Origin of the sequence: Paenibacillus andongensis, from assembly GCF_025369935.1 — a bacterium.
Taxonomy (GTDB): domain Bacteria; phylum Bacillota; class Bacilli; order Paenibacillales; family NBRC-103111; genus Paenibacillus_E; species Paenibacillus_E andongensis.
In genome coordinates, this window is sequence record NZ_CP104467.1 from 1,057,597 (window position 1) to 1,076,837 (window position 19,241).

The following is a 19,241-nucleotide window of genomic DNA, read 5'->3' on the forward strand; positions in this document are numbered from 1 at the left end:
GATATTTGATAATTCGATGGGTAGGGGTGGCTTACAATGCTTGAACATATGGACGGGCGCAGCATGAAAACCTTCATCACGGTGATGGAGGAGAAAAGCTTCAGCAAGGCAGCCCTCAAGCTCGGATACGTACAATCTACGGTTACGATGCATATTCATCAGCTTGAGCAAACCTTGGGTCAAGCTCTGTTTAAGCGTTTGCCCCGAGGTGTAGAATTAACTGACGCGGGGAGAGAAGTTGCCCCCTATGCGTATAGATACCTGCAGCTTGGCGAATCCCTTCAAGATAAATTAACCGGCCTGCATGAACCCAAAGGTGTGGTGCGGCTCCGAGCACTTGAATCATTCTGCGTACCGCATCTCCCACAGCTGCTGCCAACTATATTTGAACAATATCCTCAGATTCAATTACAGCTGGAAACCGGTTTTCAACGTGATATTATCCAAGAGGTGTCTGCGTACCGCGTTGACCTTGGTATTGTTCCTCGCGACCCGAAGGTTAACAATCTTACTTTTATACCTCTTATCCAAGATGAATTGATTTGGGTAGGGGCTCCTGCATTGGTAAGTCGTATGGAGAACGATGGTTGGGAAGCGATAGCGGATACCAAAGTAATCGGTTTTGGAAGCCGCTGCATTTACCAAGCGATGGCCTCTCAGGTCTTAGCAGACAAAGGGTTATCCACTTTTACAGCAATGGAGTTTGACAGCACGGAAATGATTAAACAGACCATGAGGTTTGGAATGGGTCTGTCCTTAATGCCATTAACATCCGTCCAGGAAGAGCTTCAATCGGGCAAACTGATGAGACTGCAGCAGGAGAAAATAATTCTGCTAGAGCATGGGCTCATTCATCGCTCAGGCAAAGATTTAAGTGCACCCGTACAAGCTTGTAAGGAGCACATTATATCCTACTTTTTAGCGCAAAAAGAGCGTGAAACTGGTTGATTAGAGCCCGTCTGTGATAGAATGTTTTATAGACTAGAAACGGATATTCTAAGTGGAGAGAGGTTTCATGGATGAGTGAGTTGATTCACAATGTATTGCTTTATTTGGAAGGGCTTGGGTATTGGGGGATTTTCCTCGGATTAATGCTGGAAGTTATTCCTAACGAACTGCTTTTGGCTTACGCAGGCTATCTGGTGTCTAAAGGTGAAATTAATTTTGTTGGCGCTATTATTTGCGCTGTCATCGGCGGTACCTTAGCTCAAGTGGTGCTTTATTGGATTGGTCGCTATGGCGGCAGACCCTTCCTTGAGAAGTACGGTAAATATTTGCTTATCAGCAAGCATCATATTGATGTTGCAGAGTCTTGGTTTAACCGCTATGGGACAGGTATGATCTTCACAGCCAGATTCATCCCCATTGTTCGTCATGCGATATCGCTTCCCGGTGGTATGGCTAAAATGCCATTAGGTAAGTTCACACTCTACACAGGTTTAGCCTTAATTCCATATTCCATTCTCTATGTCTACTTGGGCATGAAGCTCAAAGATAACTGGGAAACGATTGACCAAATCGCAGGACCTTATATTAAGCCATTAATTATCGCGGCCGTTATCTTAACTCTTTTGTATGTGGGTTATCAATTATATTTGAAAAGAAAAGCAAAGATTTAGGCCTTATAGATTTGGAGCTTTCGCTCGCATTTGCTACAATGAAAGAAATGTGGAAATACCTATATTAGGAGGAATACCAATGAGTAAGAATCTTGCAAACAAGCTGCGCACTGGCTTAAAGCCACAACAGTTCATTGACAGCATGGAGAAAAATCAAGAGCAATTTTTAGCTTATTACAATGGATTTGAATGGGATAATGAAGAGGATAAGGAGTATTTCGATTCTCTTAACAACCGGGATGATCTGCGCTGCCTGATCGTTGCTGCGGATTGGTGCGGCGACGTTGTTCGCAACATACCTGTCGTATTTAAAGCGCTGGAGAACAGCGGTATTCCTACGGAAGTACTTATCATGGAACAAAACTACGACGTCATTGATCAGTTCCTGACGGGTGGCGGTCGTGCTATTCCAATTGTTATATTTACAGATACAGGCGGTTTTGTTTTGGGACAATGGGGTCCGCGTCCGAAACACGTGCAAGCTGTCATGAATCAATTCAAAAAAGAAAATCCAGATCGTGAAGCGGCCGATTATAACGAAAAAATTCAAGTAGCCAGAGCCGAAATGGGCCGTCAATATGGTGAAGGTAACGGATATCATGCTGTTATTGTGAAGGAACTTCGTGAATTAATCGAGTCGTTCTAAGGTGAATACATATGATTAAAATAGAATCATTTGTTCTAGGTCCGGTAAGTACGAACGCGTACTTGTTATCTGATCCAGAAACGAAAAAAGGCATTATTATAGATCCTGGCATGAATCCTAAATCACTTATCAAAAAGATTGCCGATTTGGATATTGAAGCGATTCTTCTCACGCATGCTCATTTTGACCATATCGGTGGTGTCGATGAGATTCGTAAGCTCAAACGCTGCCCCGTGTATATTCACGATCTAGAAGCCGATTGGCTGACGAATCCGAAGAAAAACGGCTCAGCACGCTGGCCTGATTTAGGTGCTCCGATTGAAACGGATCCGGCTGAATTTGCGCTAGACGAAGGGCAAACGCTCGAGTTTCTTGGCATTAAGCTTAAGGTATTCCATACCCCAGGTCATTCACCTGGCAGTGTGAGCTTCTTATACGAGAAGCACCTGTTCAGTGGAGATGTTTTGTTCAAACTGTCAGTAGGTCGAACGGACCTTCTCGGTGGGGATAACAATGTGCTGCTGGATTCCATTCAAGATAAGCTGTTTCTACTCGATGATGACGTTGTTGTGTATCCCGGACATGGCGCCAAAACAACTATTGGTTTCGAACGAGAAAACAATCCATATGTGTAAGTAAGAGAGGACTGCTCCCACTGATGACGGAGCAGTCCTTTTTTATATGAATGCTCGTTCGCCCATGACATCTAACCATTTTATTTGGATCTGGGTGTTTACCGTGTTCAAGGTAGGTGCTCCCCCATAGACTGATGTTGTAAGCTATTCACCCAACCTAAACGAAAACAAGTAGTTTAAGACCATTTAATTTTATGATGAAAGTTTTCCTTAAGGAAAACTTTGAGGAGGTGCTCTTTCATGGAATATGTAAAAGCTCCAACGTATCCGATGGCCCCAATGCCGATGCCAACGCCAATGCCAGCTCCAATGCCAATGCCAATGCCAGCCCCAATGCCGGTACAGCAAGCTCCAATTATGCAAAGCCCGGTCCACAATGACATCCATTTGCACGCATCCTACCAACAAACATCGTATGTTTTCCCTAAACCGGTTGTTCACCACCCTGTAGCAAAAGTCAGCTCTTATAACTCAGTAGGAAGTATTCTCGTTCTGTTCATTTTGCTTGTCATTATTACACGTGGGATTTGTAAATATTAATTCGTTTCGTTAATCGTCAAAAAAGTAATCCGCCTCGGGGATTTTGACCGGCGTGGATTACTTTTTTTTCGAACATTGTCAGACGCCTGATTGTGTCACTTTTGAAACATAATCTTAGGTGATACGTATAGAATGGGACGAAAGTGATAAAACTTTCATATTAACTATACACCAGGAGGGTCATGACACAATGTTCAAAAAATTAGTAATGCTGATTATGGTAAGCATGTTGGTTTTCTCCTTTACCGTGCCAACGCTGGTAGAAGCGAAATCTTCTTATAAAGCGCCGCGCAAAAGCTACACACCGACTGATCAACAAAAAGCGCCTTCAAGTAACGTTTCTAAAAACGAGCCTAATAATTCGACTTCAAAAACGCCCGGTGCTGCAACACCAGCAACAAAGTCTGGATTTTTCAGCGGCGGTTTAATGAAAGGGCTATTAATTGGGGGAATGGCTGGACTGTTGTTCGGAGGCTTATTTGGAGGCATGGGAGCACTCGGTCATATACTTGGGTTATTAGTGAACGTGCTTGCCATTGTTGCCTTGGTAGTTATTATTATGAAGATCGTATCTTTCTTTAGACAAAAAAGGAAGTTGAATCAGAATCGGGAGAGGTAATAAGCATGCGGTTAACGGAACAAGAAATCGTTAATGCGATTTGCTTGTATATGGCGGAACGCAAACGTCTCAAGCCAAATGATGTTGATGTTGAGCTGATGTGGGACGAGGATCTGGGCTTCTCGGCCGAAATATTCGCAGAAGGTCGTAGTCAAATCCTCACGCAAGGGAATCTGCTTGAAGCCATTGTCCAATATTTGTTCAATCAGTATCAGATGCGAGTATTTTGGGATCAAATCCAATTATCTTTGGATGAAGAGATTATCGCTGAAATAGCGGTCTAATCCACATTCACCAGACACTCATTCACCATACACACCTGCTAAACCACTTTTCGCCAACGGCATAAGCCTTGGGAAAGTGGTTTTTTACGTGAAGTCGTAGATTAGAGAAAGAAAGATCAAAAAAATGATTGCGTAGCAAAGTAGCTGGCTTCTTTTAGGGTTTGACATGAAACCAAATGGTTGTATATAATCAATTTGGAAACCTTTTGGTTTCGTATTAGTACGGCAAGAGATCATGCCAAAAAAAATCAAAAAAAGAGGGTATCTGAATGTTGTTGCAAGGGATCAATTATTGGGCAGTCTTAGTAACAGGCATTTTATCTTTAGTGCTTGGATTTTTGTGGATGGCGGTTATTTGGAAGCATCCTTATCAGAAGCGCATGTACGGGGGCATGGACTTGTCCAAAGAGGCAAGTTCGGCAGGCAAGATTCAGTCTTTCGTGATTTATATTGTAGTCTCATTCATAACCTCGATTGCATTCGCAGCCTGCTTGGAACTTTGGAGAGCCGGGGGGAAAGCCTTCGGCTACAATGGAAACAGTTTGTCGAGTGCTTTCTGGTTTACGATGCTGCTAACTGCCGGCTTTACGCTTCCATTCACGGTCGGTAAAAAAGTATGGCAATTCAAAAGCTGGCTCGTTGTAGCCGTAGATACTTCATATGAGATCGTTCGTTTTACGATGCTGCTTCTGATTTTCTGGTTCTGGAAGTAAGCTTTTAATTACCTTATTAAAAACACTGTCTATTGAAAAAATAGCAGTGTTTTTATTTTGTGTCAGGTATCATCAATATTATCTCATTAAATACCGCGTAAATTGTGGGATGTGGTGGTTGACCCAATAGATACCGTTTAATACGTGCAAATCGCACGTATTTTTTGTTTTGAAAATTATTTTCAGTTTTTTGGAAATACTTACTATGAGGTGGGATCGCGAATGCACACGGACGAGCAGATGATGAATTTTTCAGCCCAATTAAACGAAAATAGCCAGTATTTACAAACGGTAATGGGCGCTAGCTCGGACTTTGTTGTGCGTAACTTGACACTACCGGGTAGTTTGCAGTTGGCCCTCTTTTACTTAGATGGCATGGTTGACAAACAAGCACTTCAGGAAAGTATTATCCAATGTTTACACGAGCGAACGCCACTTCTGGTGAATGAAATCTCGATCCACTCGATCAAAACGAATATACTTAACGCCCCAGAAGTGCTAAGCACGTCCTCTATAGTGGAGGCATTGGATCTGATGCTTTCAGGTGCCGTGCTACTTGTAATGGACGGTGCTAGTGAAAGTATTGTAGTGCCAATGCAGGGCTGGGAAGAACGCAGCATTTCGGAATCGAAGACACAGTCAGTTGTTAGAGGACCGCAGGATTCATTTACGGAAACGCTGCGAACGAATACTACCTTAGTTCGAAGAAGAGTGAAGGATACAAGGGTTCGAGTATCAGCTATCAAGGTTGGATGCTTAACGAAAACGGATATAGCGTTCATGTATGTCGAAGGTTTGGCAAATCAGGAACTCGTCAATACGTTGCAAATCCGTCTAAACAAAGCTAATTCAGAGAATATTCTGGAGGGAGAGTATTTAGAGGAAATTCTATTAGAGAAGAAACAACTTACGTTATTTCCGGTTATTTACAATACAGATCGGCCAGATATTATTGCTTCCGGCATCTTGGAAGGCAAAATTGCCATCTTCATTGATGGAACGCCATTTGTTCTATTGGCACCGGCTTTGTTCGTGGATTTTTTCAAATCCGTTGAGGATAAGTATCAATCTGTTATTTTTAGTAATCTTATTCGAGTGTTACGTTACTTTGCATTATCCATTTGTATGCTGGCACCATCTATCTATATAACCCTTACGACATTTCATCAGGACATGCTGCCAACACAGCTTTTATTAAGCTTAGCTGCACAACGAGAAGGCGTTCCATTTCCAGCATTTTTCGAGGCTATTCTTATGGAGATTACCTTTGAAATACTACGTGAAGCAGGGATTAGAATGCCTCGTACTGTCGGACAAGCTGTGTCCATTGTCGGCACGATTGTTATCGGACAGGCAGCTGTAGAAGCTACGATTGTTTCAGCGGTAATGGTCATTGTTGTAGCCATAACCGCGATATCCAGTTTTGTCATTCCATCCTACAGTATGTCGATTCCCATTCGAATCGTCCGTTTCGGTTTTATGATTCTTGCAGCTTCTTTCGGCATGTATGGTTTAACCATAGGGATCATTCTATTATTGATTCATTTATGCCATTTGAATTCTTTTGGGGTTCCGTACATGAGTCCCCTAGCACCCTTCGACAAAACGGAGCAAAGTGACGGTATTTTTCGTTTGCCTTTTCGAATTAGGAAGCAACCATGAACTGAACGGAGAATGTCATCGTGAAACACGTTGGTTATTTAACTTTTTTGAGATGCACGGCAGCTTTACTGATCGTATTCCTAATGTCAGGATGTTGGAATCGGAGAGAGTTAAATGAGCTATCGGTTGTACTTGCTATGGGGATTGATTATAAAGACGATCAATATATGGTAACCGTTCAAGTAGTTGATCCATCTCAAATGTCAAGAAACCGCGCGGCAGAGCGCTCCCCAACACATGTTTACACGGAAAAAGCTGCCACAATATTTGAGGCTTTGCGTAAAGTAACAACACAATCTTCAAGGAAATTGTATTTTTCTCATCTGCTTTTACTGCTATTTAATGAAGATGTTGCACGATCAGGTATAAAAGAACCGTTGGATTTTCTATTTCGCGATCATGAAGTTAGACCTGACTTTCATATAGCAGTAGCCAGAGGGAGCAGTGCCAAAGATATCATGTCTTTTGTTACACCGATGGAAGTATTACCTGCTATGGATTTATATAAATCGCTTCGTGTTTCCGAAAAGGCTTGGGCGCCAACTGCTGCGGTCAATGTGAAAACGATCATGGAGGCTTTGACTAAAAAAGGTATTGAACCTGTTTTGACCGGACTGACTTTGGAAGGTGACATCGAGAAAGGGATGCTTGGAGAAAACATCAAACAACCTCTAGTTTATGCCAAGTTCAAATTTAAGGGGATAGGAATTTTCCGAGATGATCGCTTAATTGGATGGCTGAATGATTCTGATAGTAAGTCATTTTCTTACATTACGAATCATGTATCTAACACTGTGTCTCATATTAAGTGTCCTCGTTCGAATGGTGTATTTAATGTTGAGGTTAAACAGGCTAAGGTGAAAGCAGTTCCTACAATGAAAGCAGGCAAGCCATCTGTAAACTTGAATGTATTAATAGAAGCTAACGTTGCCGAAGTGCAATGTGAGTTAGATTTGACGGATGAGGCTTCCTTTCTGGCCATGCAAACGAATGCAAGTAATCAATTGAAGCAAGTCATAACGAATGGCATTCACCATGTCCAAGACACTTACGGTGTTGATATTTATGGCTTTGGTGAGTTATTCCATAGGAAGTATCCAACGTATTGGCATCAACAGGTCGAGAATTGGGATCACATATTTAGCAACCTGCCTGTTGAAGTTACGATGAACTACAAGCTTCGCAAGTTTGGTAAAATCATGAGTCCCATTGCTAATAATCCTCAGCAAGATTAGGAGTGAATACGGTTGCTACTTGTTTTTTGCATGATACTTGCCGTCATATCTTTTCTTATCGAATGCAGGAGTTTAAAGAAACAAAAGCATAATCGAGACATAGTTGCAAGTGGAGGATTTCTTTTGATAGGCGCAATCTTGTGTGTTTTACATGTTTGCCATCTGAAAGTTCCTAGCCCAATGTCGATCATAGAGTATGTGTTTCGTCCAGTCAGTAATTATGTTGCAGGAATTCTCTCATAAGGAAAGAGGTTTACAAATGACCAAGCAGCTCATTTCGACTCGGCAAGCAACTATGTGGTTTACACTATATCAATTGGGAAGCGCCTTGCTAATTCTACCAGCTGCCTTGGCTGGCATATCCAAACAGGATGCTTGGATTTCTGTTATAGTTGCAATCGGATTATTTCTTTCCTTCAGTCCTGTCTATATCAAGCTAGCGTCTCAAATGAAAGGCCATGACGTAACTGTACATCTTACTTACCTAATAGGCAGATTTCCTGCGAAAATTTCACTCTTTTTCTTCTTGATGTGCTTCCCATTTCTGACCTTCACTTTGGTATTGAATGATTTGGGTTCATTTCTAACGACGTCCATTATCACTGAAACACCCTATGAGGCGATCTATTTATTAATGATCATTGCAGTAATTTGTGTTGTTAGAGCTGGAGTCACAGTTGCGGGGAGAGTAGCAGAGCTCTTGTTTTTTGCCTATTTGTTTCTAATTATCATTGGATATTTGGGCTTACTGCCTGTGTTTAAAATAGAAAATATATTTCCCATTCTCGAGTTTGGGTTTAAGCCGGTTATTCACGGTTCTCTACTACTTTTAGCGTTCCCTTATTTAGAGGGTGTGCTTTTTTTGTTTTTTGCTCCTCATGTACAAGATCAGACCAAATGGAAGAACATCATACTGAAAAGTACCATGATGAGCGGAGTTACCTTTTTAGTTATTACTTTTTTGGTCATTGGAACGCTGAGCGAGGGTGTGACTGCCAATTTAACTTATCCAAGTTATTTTGTATTGCGTACAGTGATTTTTGCGGATATCTATGAACGATTTGAGCAATTGTTTGCTGTGCTATGGTATATTACTATTTTTTTTCGCTTGTCATTACTTCTACATGTCGTTTCACATGGTCTGGCTGGGATTTTTCAATTAAAGAACGCTAAGTCATTGATCATCCCGTTGTCTTTAATAGCACTTACGAGTGCGAAGGATATTTTTCCTAACTATCCAGCTGTTATGAACGCTTTTCAAGTATGGCCCTTTTATATCCTCATATTTGGTATGCTGCTTCCATTTTCCCTGTTCATTCTGGGATGGATGAAGAGAAGAGGGGCTCAAACCAATTGAAACTAAAAAATAGCAATAGCATTCATCTTTACATTTCTTCGGAGCCGTGGCTTTCGTGTTTTAACAGCAATTTAGAAAATGACTTACAGAGGTTCCTTGAATAGTATTACTTTACGACAAAATTGCATATGATTCGTTAGGAAGCGAATATATTAAGGGTCGGAGAGTGAAAGAGGCATGTCTTTTTTTGATAAAGTTAAGCAAGGTGCATCAGACGCAGCGAAGAAAGCGCAGCAAACCGTTGAGATTACGAAATACAAAACTCAAATTTCATTGAAAGAAAGAGAAATTGATAAAATTTTTAAATTAATTGGCGAATCAGTTTATACTTCGTATCTTTCCGGAGATTACACACAGGTGGAAGCTAATGTTTCGGACTATTGTCAAGGCATCGCTCAAATCAACCAAGAGATCAGCGAGATTGAACAGAAGATTACTGAGATTCGGAATGAAAAAGAATGCGTATGCGGCAAAGTGGTTGTAGCTGACACGAAGTTCTGTTCGTCATGTGGACATCATTTTGTTGAGTAGTAGGATGAGGGAGAAAGCAGTTATCTCAGAGAATGCTTCTGTGAGAACTGCTTTTTTGTTGATCCTCAACCTAAGCTATGATGTTTAGAATAGGTAAGTAATAGTAAAGTAATAAATTCAGATTTAGTATCTTGACAGCTTTTCAACTCCATCCTATAATTTAAACAAACGTTTAATTTAAACGATCGTTTAACATGAAGGAGTGATTAAAATGAAATACGCACTAGGTGCATTTCTAAAACAAGCAACGACGAAGGTAGGGATTATCACAGCAATAACGTTTCAGTTGTTGTTTAGCTTGATTTGGATGACGGGTTATTAGGGAGTATCTGATAACACGAACCAATTAAAGATCGCGATCGTCAATGAAGATCAAGGTTTAGGGAGCAAAATTGTTCAGAACCTGCAAGGTAACCTTCCGTTTCAAACAGAGCTAGTGGCTTCTAATGAACAAGCACAGAATCTGTTAAATGATCGCCAGGTCCAGATGGTTATGCACATCTCGGCTGATTTTTCCAAACAACTTCAAACCCCAGGTCAGACAGTCCCCATTACATATACAATTAATGAGTCTAATCCTTCTATGACGAAGTCCGTGATGCAAGCGGTAGCTGGGAACGTCACTGCGTCTGTGAATAAAGAGGCAGTAGCGGCTGGGGCATCAGCAGTTCTAACACAGATGAATCCTAAATTACCTGCCGAGCAAGCAGGGCAAATCGCACAAGGACTCGCAACTAAGGTGACCTCAGACATTCAAAGTACCAATAAAGTAAAGGATATGCCGAATCAAATGCTTCCTATGATGCTGGTACTTGCTTCAATTGTAGGTACAATGATCATGGGAATGAACTTTAATGTATCTACGAATATTCTTGGCGCATCTGTTAATAAAATGGGTAAAATGACTGCACGTATCGTTGTGACTGTCGTAGCTGTCGTTGTGGTTGGGCTGATTAGTGCAACGATGGTTGTTGCCTTGGGCGGGCATGTAGAGAAAGGCTTTGTGTCTCTTTGGGCTTTCGAAACCTTGTTCTTACTCACTTTTGCGCTCGTCGCTCAAATGTTTTTGACATTGTTCGGGAACGCAGGTATGCTATTTAACATCGCGATGTTGTCCTTACAATTGGTGTCTTCTGGCGCTATTGTGCCAAGGGAGCTTTTATCGCATTTTTACCATACAATCAGTAATGCTTTTCCCGCGACTTATGCGGTGAATGGGTTAATGAATATCTTGTTTGGCGGGCCAGGTGTAGCGAAGGAAGTCGGTTTCTTGTTTCTAATTGCTGCAGTTGCACTAGTCATCGATATCTTGGTTGTGTCTGCGAAAAAGGCGAAGGCTGTGCCTGCGATGGAACAACGTCCACAAACCGCTTAGCTCAATTACGAGGAGGGCGTTGATAGAATGACTGAACCCGAATTAGATATGAAAATGAAAATTCTTTTGGCAGCAAAGAAGCTGTTTGCGAAGAATGGTTATGATGCGACAAGTGTTCGTCAAATATGTGAGGAGGCCGGGGCCAATGTGGCTCTGGTTTCCTATTATTTTGGCGGAAAAGAGAGCGTTTTCTATGAGATATTTAATCAGTTTTTTCCGAAGAACAAGTTAACTGCTTATTTGGCCATTGAGGATCCCATTGTAGGAATCCGGGCGATTATTCAAGCTGTCATAGAGCTCAGAAGTGCTGATCCTCAAATGATTACTATTATGCAGATGGAGATTATTACGATCACCCCACGTGTGGAGAAAATGAGAGAGCTCGTGTATCCATTATGGAATAAGGTAAGGGATTTACTAGAGAAAGGCAGGCAGGACGGGATTTTTCATTTTGAATCCTTGGATACCACGCTCATGTTTGTACTGGGCTCCATATTTTTTTATAAGCAGAGAGAGTTTTTTGAACTTATGTTTACGGAGGAACGGCCTGATACCGAGACCTTGATTGAGCAAACGACAACCTATGTGCTAAATGCATTAAGATATCAAAGAAAAGGGGAATGATGGATTCATGGGTAAAACCTGCATCGTGTGTTTAGGTGAGTTATTGATTGATTTCGTGCCGGAGGTGAACGGCCAAGCTTTAGCTGACGTTACAAGCTTCCAGCGGGCGGCGGGCGGAGCGCCGGCCAATGTCGCTGCGGCGGTCGCCAAGCTCGGCGGCGACGCAAGGTTTATCGGTAAAATCGGCCGAGATCCATTCGGCGATTTCCTGGTGCGGACGCTTGACGAAGTCGGCGTACATACGGCCGTTGTACAGACCGATGAGGCGAAGACCGGTCTGGCGTTTGTTTCACTGCGCGCGGATGGTGAGCGCGATTTCCTGTTTTTCCGCGATCCGGCGGCGGACATGCTGCTGCGCGCAGACGAAGTCCAGGCGCAGTGGCTGGAAGACGCAGCGGTCTATCATTTCGGCTCGGTATCACTGATCGCCGAGCCTTGCCGCACCGCGACGCTGGACGCAGCGCGCCGAGCGAGAGATTTTGGCGCATTGGTGTCGTACGACCCCAATGTGCGCTTGGCGCTGTGGCCGAGCGCTGACGCAGCTCGGGCAGAAATCCTGGCGCAGCTTCCGCTTGCGGATGTGGTCAAAGTCAGCGAGGAGGAAATTGAATTCCTCCTCGGCGTTGACGTGACCACAGGTGCGCAGCAGCTGCTGCAGCGCGGACCTAAAGTGATTATCATCACTTTAGGCCCTGAGGGCTGCCGTGTCGTGACCGCACGGCAGGATGTCGTCATCCCCGGCACGCCTGTGGCAGCCGTGGACACGACTGGCGCCGGCGACAGTTTTGTCGGTGGCATGCTCTATCAGCTGGTGTCGATGGGCGTCACGCCAGCTAATATCGTTGACACGCTCGCTGAAGCAGGAGCCGCTGAGCAGGTATTCGCCTTCGCCAATCGCGTAGGCGCAATTACGACGACGCGCAGGGGAGCGATTCCTGCGCTCCCTACGCTGGCGGAAGTGCAAGGCTAGTATGTGAGAAGCCAAGCCTATGCCCACTATCCCCACAGCTCAGAAATGGCTGCAAGAAAAATTTCAATCAATTAACTGAAAGTTAACGGGATGAAATAACTTCCTGACGTATATGCAATTCTGAGTGAAAGGGATAGTGGTTCACAAGAGGGCCAAGGCACAAACATGATGGTGCAGGCCGTAGCACAAAGTAAATAAGATTTTAGAAGAACGCAAATTTCGGGTGTAGTCCGAGGGTTGCGTTCTTTTTGTTTACTCCGACAACATTTATCGAGTAGATCGGTCATATGACATTATGACACTAGCCGATTTTACATCATAAGAACTAGCATAAGAGTTGTAAGGGATTTCTAAATGAATGAGGAAGAGATGGACATGAATCAAAGTATCCGGAAACACCTGAGTGCAACCCTTATATGGTTCGCTTCTTATTTGGGTAATGGCTTAGTGAAGATGATTGGGAACCATACGCGTCGTATAGTTGAAGGTTATGCTAGAAAATAAGGAGAATATGTATATTAAATGAGAGTGGGAAGAGATCATGACAGCATCACTTATGAAAACATCCTTACAGTCCCTCTGGATGATGTGGGAGCACGTTTTTGACTTCTTAAACAGATTTCGATGCGAGTCTGTGTGGGGATATGGCATATGTAAATTGGTGGTCAGGCAGCATCGTGGCAAAAGTATTACCTGTCAAGATGGGCGTCGGATACTCGTCGGAGATTGGGTAGGTGAACTTCATCTGGATAATCGGCAGGTACTGAAGCTTACACGTACGGTCGGTGCCGATCGAGCAGGGTTGAGTACTGCGCGCTTGTTTCGTCTTGCAATCAAGCAAATAAGTCAGGAGCTGGATAGCAATCCGGAACTGGTGAAAGTTCAGGCTTTAACCGGGATTACGCTGCTTCACCGGGGGATCATTCACGGAATAGGGTTTGAACAGCATCCCATCGAGTCCAAATGGCAGCAACAATTTTATGCGAGTTATCTTCGCATGCTTCTTCGTATGCTGCATCCGGAAGGGAAACAGCGAGTCGGGCAAAGCACCAAGAAGTTATCTCCCATGATGCTGGTGATAAGCAAACAGTCTCTGAAGGAACGTTTTACGGTACGGAAAAAGGATTCAAAACCATTACCTCATGATAGTTACAAGGATTTACAGAATCAAGGGAAGAAAGAGGCGGTCTCATGATTCAGAAGCTCATTATTTTATCCATAGATGTGATGATTCTATATATGATCGTTCCTTTTATTCTTACCCGAATATGTAGGTGGGGCGTTCACTCCAAAGGAAAAGTGGCGAAGGGAATTGCCTTTACTTTCGATGATGGTCCTGACCCTTGCTATACGCCAAAACTGCTGGACTTGTTAAAAGAGCATGAAGTAAAGGCCAGCTTCTTCGTACTGGGCAGCAAGGCCGAAAAACACCCGGAGCTGATTCAGCTCATGCATCGGGAGGGGCACCAAATCGGTATTCATAACTATACGCATACGTCCAACTGGATTTTGTCCCCATGGAAGAGTAAACGGGAGCAAGCAGATCGTACAGCTGATATTGTCGAGCGAATCACAGGAGAGCGGCCTACCTTTTACCGTCCGCCCTGGGGGCTTCTCAATCTAGGCGATCTCCTTTTGATGAGAAAGTCTTATCGGATCGCACTGTGGTCGGTCATTGTAGGCGATTGGAAACCATCGGTCAGCGCACAGAAAATGAAGTGTGCTTTATTGAAACGTATTAAGCCTGGCTCCATTGTCGTTCTACACGATAGCGGCGATACACTTGGAGCAGATGAAGAAGCACCGCGGCACATGATAGTAGGCCTGAAAGAGGTTTTGGAAGAAATTCAAATGAAGGGTTTGAAATGTCTGCGAATGGATGAACTGCTGGATAAGGAAGCGAGGGTGATTGGAGACGTCGTGCCGAGAGCCAAATCTCCTGGTCAGGTGCATTTGTAAGCTCGCGCAGTGAATGAGAAGGCAAGGATAGAAAGCCAGGATTTATTTGAGAAATCCGGCTTCCAATGCCTTCTGTATAGCTTCTTCCCGGTTACGAACGCCTAGTTTCATATAGGCCGTTGAGGCATAGTTCCTCACTGTGCCATCAGATAAGTATAATTTTGAAGCGATGGTTTTATAACGCAGACCTTTGGATACAAGCTGTAAAATTTCAATTTCGCGTGGAGTCAGGTCGTAGTTCTCGATTGTTTTCGCTTTAAATAATTCGATTTCACTCTTACCCATTTCGAGCCTCTCAAACAATTTATGCGACATCTCCTGATCAATCAGTGTGCCCCCGCGATAGACAAGACGAATGTTTTCAGCAAGCTCACGCGGTTCAATCGATTTCAATAAGTAACCGTCTGCTCCGCTTCGCAGAACTTCCAGGGCTTGTTCGGTATCCTGAAACGTGGTCAGAATCAAAATGCGGATGTGAGGCCATGCTTGCTTTATTTTTTTTGCTGCTAAAATCCCATCCATGTGGGGCATGTCCAAATCCATGAGCACCAACTGAGGCTGACACTGCTCGCATAACTCAATGGCTTGTTCGCCATCCTCGGCCAATCCCACCACTTGCAAATCCTTGTGTTCCTCGAGAATGGTCCGCAGGCTTTCCCGGATGAAGGGTTGGTCATCGACGATCAGTAAGCGAATAACTTCATCCGATAATTCCACTTGCCTTGGCAATGTGCAGGTAACCAGTGTTCCTTCACCACGCTCCGTATAAACAGAGACTTGCCCTTGTAGATTCATGGCTCGCTCTTTCATCGCGTTCAAGCCGAAACCATCCTGCCATTTCTCACTCCCTGTACCATTGTCCTGCACGTCAAGTCTAGTGTGCCGCTGCTCAAATTGCAATGAAACGGTAATTTCCGTAGACTGTCCATGACGCACAGCGTTAGTTAATGACTCCTGCAAGCAACGAAAGAAAGCCATTTTGGCTTGCTTGGGTAACGGGTACTCTTCACCAAAAGTTCGGAAGCGAACGCTCACTTTGGCATGTGCTTGAAATTCTTCTCCTAATTGCTGCAACGACTGAAGCAGCGGAAGCGTCTCCTGCGGTGACTCTAATTGATGCAAGTATCCTCTGACTTCGTTCATGCCCTTGCGAGCTAAATTCAACAGAGAATCGAGCTTCTGTTCCCCGGCTTCCATAGAAAGTTCCGGACGCAAAGTTTCTAATCCCATGATAATTGAGGTATAGGAATGTCCAACCGTGTCATGAAGATCCTTGGAGAGCCGATTGCGTTCTTCAGCTAGCGTGATGCGTTCGATTTGGGACAAATACTGTTCTAAGACCGTATTTTGTTCACGAATGATTTCACTCTGCCGATGATTAACCACAAGTAAATGAAAAGCAAACCCAATAGCATACGCAAGTCCGATTTGAATCATCATGATCAAATAATTATTCTGATGCGAAAGTGCATTGAAGACAATAGGTAGAAGAAGGATCGTGACGGGCCCTGACCAACGATAGGATTGGTGGGCGCTGTTCACCGCAATTAGGAAAGCAGATGACAGAAACGCGAGATAAGCTTCCGGAAACAAAGAAGTTAAATACAAGATTAGTCCGCCAGAAAAAATGATTTCTGTAAGTAGATAATACTTATAGTTGAGCAGCAAGCAAAGCCAAGGAACGGAAAAAGCGATAATTTGCCAAAAAATCAAAGCCCAAAGCGGCAGCGTTATGTGATCATGCAAATGTACGGTTGTGGTCATAAGAGAAATACTACCAATAAGTCGAAGTATGAACATAATCCAGTCATACCAAAACCACCGTTTTACAGCTTCAAACAAGTCCATCATCCCCTACTAAACTTTCAGATTCTTGCTGTTTCCTAACCAGTATAGAACAAATTTTTATCAAACGACACTTTTCTCTACTAATCGTGGAATCGGTTTAAAGTTTTTATCATTTGACGTGTGTAACCGCCGATCAACCGTACCAACCCATTTGCTAGCCAAGCGCTCACAAAAGTAAGAAGAATCCCCACTGAAGATACAAGAAGAGATTTCGTGAATGTATCTATCGGTATTCCAATGATGTGTATGAAAAAAAAAGGAAATAACAACGGAGCCAGGATAAACAAAAGAGGCGTCACGTAAAGCATGGCTGCACTTAGGAGACAAAGAAGTCCAATCAAAAATTTCAACATCAACCAACAGATAGAGATCCAGTTGCGAGGATCTTGAAGCTCCTCTTTGGCTTGCTCCCAGAAAGACGCATCTAGTCTTATTTTCCGTTCGTAGGGCGGAGTGCTGATATCGGTATAAATCTTCGTTTGTATACGTTCATATCGTACGAAAGTTGGCGTGGTCCGCAGTACTTGTATGAGTAGTGGAATGCCTACCACTGTAAATGAAAGACCTAAACCTAAGGTAAGGGTAACTAGATAGAAACAAAAGTAAAATAACCCTGTAGCAAAAGTAAATAGCAAGAAGTAGCCATTTTGGATGAAGATAATGATCTTTTTTTTCAAGGTGGATTCATCGTCCCTTCTATGTAATAGCTATATTCCAAAAGTCTGCCTCAAAACAGTGTCGCTAGAAGAACAAACGGAGAAGAGAAGCATGATAATTGGAAAAATCGACGGATGCTCCGAGGAAATACCCGATTGAAATAAAAATAAGGCACCAACCCAAAGCCCCCATTCCCGAGTAGAGCAAATATTTTCGTGGGCTCATAGCGCTTACTCCTGCCAAGTAACAGGTTACATGGCGGAGGCCAGGAATGAAGTAGCCAATGCAAATGGCCCAAGGGCCGTTGTTCTCGAACCAAGTCTCCGTTTTTTCCAGCCTTTTTGTCGTAAGCTTGATCCATTTTCCATATTTCCAGAGCAGCGGCTTGCCGAATTTCCGCCCAAGGGCATAGCTGCACAGCATGCCGGTCATAGCCCCGAAGAAGCTAACTGAAAGGGATAATGGGAAAAGAAGCAGCCCAAGAGAAGAGAGATACCCGACAATCGTCATTAAGATTTCATCAGGGACAGGCAATCCAATAATACCAAGAGCCAAAAAGAAGAAAATGGCGATGTATCCGTATTGAATAATGATGTCTTGTAGGAAAGTTATGGCGAACACGCTCCATTCTTCTTTTACAGTTGTTGGAAAGTTTTGGCTTTACTGATTTTTTGAATATCCAGAATATCAAGTAAAAAAACAAAGGTTGGAATGCCGATGATCAATCCCCAAATGCCAAAGAAATGCTCAGAAAAGAGCAGAACGAGAAAGGTGTAGAAGACGGGCAAATGCGTTTTGGATGCCATCAGCCGGGGATTGAGCACATAGGCTTCCACTGCATGAATAATCGTCACTGCAATAATTAGGTAGATGATATAAGTGAAACCGCCCAAACTGAACGCAATCATGCTTAATGGAATCAGGGATAGAAAGACGCCTGCCACTGGTATAAGCCCGAGGACATAGATAAGCAGGGCTAAACCGATCAGATTGGGAAAGCCCATCAGCCATAGCGCGAAGGTCGTCATCAGGGAGTTGATCAAGGCGATCAGCAACTGGGCTTCGATCACTTTGCCGAACGTCTGAACGAGCTTTTTACCGAAAAATTCAATTTCTCTGGAGAACCAGCCCAGCTTGCTGGTGTGGAATTGTGCTGTGAATCGAATGACGTTCTCTTTGCCCAAAAGAAGGAAAAGGCTTAGCATCAAGGCTAAAAAGACTTGAAATCCGAGATTGCCGATTTTGATCATAAAGTCGAACCCCGGTTTCACTAAGCTCGGAAGGTCAAGGCTGTCCAACCAAGCGGTTACGTAGCCCGCCACTTCGTTTTGAGGATTGTCATAGAGCTGATTGACAAGCTCGAACAGTTGGGCAATTTGGCCAACCAGGGCGGGGAAAAACTTTGCGCCTGCAAGAATCAAAAGTGCTAGAAGGGCAGCATAGATAAGCGCAAGCAGAAATTTGGTGTTGACCGGAACAATTTTTTCGATCCATCGCTTACTGTAGTGGTGCAGCCGATTCATCAGATACGTCAGCAAAAAGGTCAGTAGAACAAGGTTCAGCATACTGCGAATAAAAAATAGAACAAGGCAAAACAATGCTAGTACCGCAAATCGCTGCACTTCTTTTTTTTGCAAAATAGCCATGATATTCATAAACGACTTCCTTTCAGGACAACAATTTCTACAGTAATAGTTGTATCTTAGTGGTCTTTAAGTCATTAAATCTAGTGCATAAATGTCATATGACACTTTTGAGAGGCTCGGCATCGTGATGGAGAAAGGTATATGTTGGATAGTACCTTTTTCTGTGGTATCTACAATTCTGAATGATTGATAGTGGAATTGTGCCCAGCTGGGGGGTATTCCACTAATCTCCACAGCTTGTAAATAAATGTTGAAAAATGGAAGTTTATGTGATACTTTTAGGTTGTAGATTTTGAACTTTATATCAAGAATGTTTTGATT

General features: G+C 43.3%; 20 protein-coding genes and 1 pseudogene. 17 read left to right on the forward strand and 4 right to left on the reverse strand.

Translation table 11 applies throughout. From position 1 onward, the window contains the following. The first annotated feature begins 36 nt into the window (after positions 1 to 36). The 17 genes and pseudogenes from NYR53_RS04885 (at position 37) to NYR53_RS04965 (ending at position 14,769) form a co-directional block, all read left to right on the forward strand. Entirely contained in the window at positions 37 to 948 is a 912-nt protein-coding gene (locus NYR53_RS04885; protein ID WP_261304157.1) for a LysR family transcriptional regulator, read from the forward strand. Positions 949 to 1,019: 71 nt separating this feature from the next. Then, entirely contained in the window at positions 1,020 to 1,619 is a 600-nt protein-coding gene (gene uptA, locus NYR53_RS04890; RefSeq protein WP_261304158.1) for an undecaprenyl phosphate transporter UptA, read from the forward strand. Positions 1,620 to 1,698: 79 nt separating this feature from the next. After that, positions 1,699 to 2,265 (forward strand): thioredoxin family protein, encoded by a 567-nt coding sequence (locus NYR53_RS04895; protein ID WP_261304159.1) that lies wholly within the window; start codon positions 1,699 to 1,701, stop codon positions 2,263 to 2,265. Between the two features lie 11 nt (positions 2,266 to 2,276). Next, positions 2,277 to 2,900: an MBL fold metallo-hydrolase gene (locus NYR53_RS04900; RefSeq protein WP_261304160.1), complete on the forward strand. Its 624-nt coding sequence runs from the start codon at positions 2,277 to 2,279 to the stop codon at positions 2,898 to 2,900. A gap of 240 nt (positions 2,901 to 3,140) precedes the next feature. Further along, positions 3,141 to 3,440, forward strand: coding sequence for a hypothetical protein (locus tag NYR53_RS04905; RefSeq protein WP_261304161.1), 300 nt, complete (start codon positions 3,141 to 3,143; stop codon positions 3,438 to 3,440). A 190-nt stretch (positions 3,441 to 3,630) separates the two neighbouring features. After that, a complete protein-coding gene (locus NYR53_RS04910; RefSeq protein ID WP_261304162.1) occupies positions 3,631 to 4,059 on the forward strand; it encodes a hypothetical protein in 429 nt (142 codons plus the stop codon). Between the two features lie 5 nt (positions 4,060 to 4,064). Then, the gene (locus NYR53_RS04915) at positions 4,065 to 4,343 is read left to right on the forward strand and encodes a DUF2653 family protein (protein ID WP_029197356.1); all 279 of its coding nucleotides are present in this window, start codon (positions 4,065 to 4,067) and stop codon (positions 4,341 to 4,343) included. A gap of 269 nt (positions 4,344 to 4,612) precedes the next feature. Further along, the gene (locus tag NYR53_RS04920) at positions 4,613 to 5,056 is read left to right on the forward strand and encodes a DUF1761 domain-containing protein (protein ID WP_261304163.1); all 444 of its coding nucleotides are present in this window, start codon (positions 4,613 to 4,615) and stop codon (positions 5,054 to 5,056) included. A 222-nt stretch (positions 5,057 to 5,278) separates the two neighbouring features. Then, entirely contained in the window at positions 5,279 to 6,718 is a 1,440-nt protein-coding gene (locus tag NYR53_RS04925; RefSeq protein ID WP_437180130.1) for a spore germination protein, read from the forward strand. A 20-nt stretch (positions 6,719 to 6,738) separates the two neighbouring features. Next, a complete protein-coding gene (locus NYR53_RS04930; protein WP_261304164.1) occupies positions 6,739 to 7,953 on the forward strand; it encodes a Ger(x)C family spore germination protein in 1,215 nt (404 codons plus the stop codon). Positions 7,954 to 8,212: 259 nt separating this feature from the next. After that, positions 8,213 to 9,310, forward strand: coding sequence for a GerAB/ArcD/ProY family transporter (locus tag NYR53_RS04935; protein WP_261304165.1), 1,098 nt, complete (start codon positions 8,213 to 8,215; stop codon positions 9,308 to 9,310). Positions 9,311 to 9,487: 177 nt separating this feature from the next. After that, positions 9,488 to 9,841, forward strand: coding sequence for a zinc ribbon domain-containing protein (locus NYR53_RS04940; RefSeq protein ID WP_261304166.1), 354 nt, complete (start codon positions 9,488 to 9,490; stop codon positions 9,839 to 9,841). A 346-nt stretch (positions 9,842 to 10,187) separates the two neighbouring features. Continuing rightward, positions 10,188 to 11,216, forward strand: a pseudogene (locus tag NYR53_RS04945) (YhgE/Pip domain-containing protein); the annotation flags it as partial. Between the two features lie 27 nt (positions 11,217 to 11,243). After that, complete coding sequence (locus NYR53_RS04950; RefSeq protein WP_261304167.1) at positions 11,244 to 11,840, forward strand: TetR/AcrR family transcriptional regulator; 597 nt, start codon at positions 11,244 to 11,246, stop codon at positions 11,838 to 11,840. A 7-nt stretch (positions 11,841 to 11,847) separates the two neighbouring features. Continuing rightward, on the forward strand, positions 11,848 to 12,810 hold the full coding sequence (locus tag NYR53_RS04955) for a PfkB family carbohydrate kinase (RefSeq protein WP_261304168.1): 963 nt from the start codon (positions 11,848 to 11,850) through the stop codon (positions 12,808 to 12,810). Between the two features lie 541 nt (positions 12,811 to 13,351). Continuing rightward, complete coding sequence (locus tag NYR53_RS04960) at positions 13,352 to 14,005, forward strand: YkoP family protein (protein ID WP_261304169.1); 654 nt, start codon at positions 13,352 to 13,354, stop codon at positions 14,003 to 14,005. After that, entirely contained in the window at positions 14,002 to 14,769 is a 768-nt protein-coding gene (locus NYR53_RS04965) for a polysaccharide deacetylase family protein (protein ID WP_261304170.1), read from the forward strand. The genes NYR53_RS04960 and NYR53_RS04965 overlap by 4 nt, the downstream gene beginning before the upstream one ends. Before the next feature lie 42 nt (positions 14,770 to 14,811). Here NYR53_RS04965 and NYR53_RS04970 read toward each other — a convergent pair whose 3' ends face one another. From NYR53_RS04970 to NYR53_RS04985, 4 genes are all read right to left on the reverse strand, one after another. Then, the gene (locus NYR53_RS04970) at positions 14,812 to 16,617 is read right to left on the reverse strand and encodes a helix-turn-helix transcriptional regulator (protein WP_261306280.1); all 1,806 of its coding nucleotides are present in this window, start codon (positions 16,615 to 16,617) and stop codon (positions 14,812 to 14,814) included. A gap of 80 nt (positions 16,618 to 16,697) precedes the next feature. After that, positions 16,698 to 17,294 carry a sensor domain-containing protein gene (locus NYR53_RS04975; protein ID WP_261304171.1) on the reverse strand — a complete coding sequence of 199 codons (597 nt, stop codon included), beginning with the start codon at positions 17,292 to 17,294 and terminating at the stop codon, positions 16,698 to 16,700. Between the two features lie 64 nt (positions 17,295 to 17,358). Continuing rightward, entirely contained in the window at positions 17,359 to 17,886 is a 528-nt protein-coding gene (locus NYR53_RS04980) for a DedA family protein (protein ID WP_261306281.1), read from the reverse strand. 23 nt (positions 17,887 to 17,909) lie between these two features. Further along, positions 17,910 to 18,929 (reverse strand): AI-2E family transporter, encoded by a 1,020-nt coding sequence (locus tag NYR53_RS04985; RefSeq protein WP_261304172.1) that lies wholly within the window; start codon positions 18,927 to 18,929, stop codon positions 17,910 to 17,912. Positions 18,930 to 19,241 lie beyond the last annotated feature (312 nt).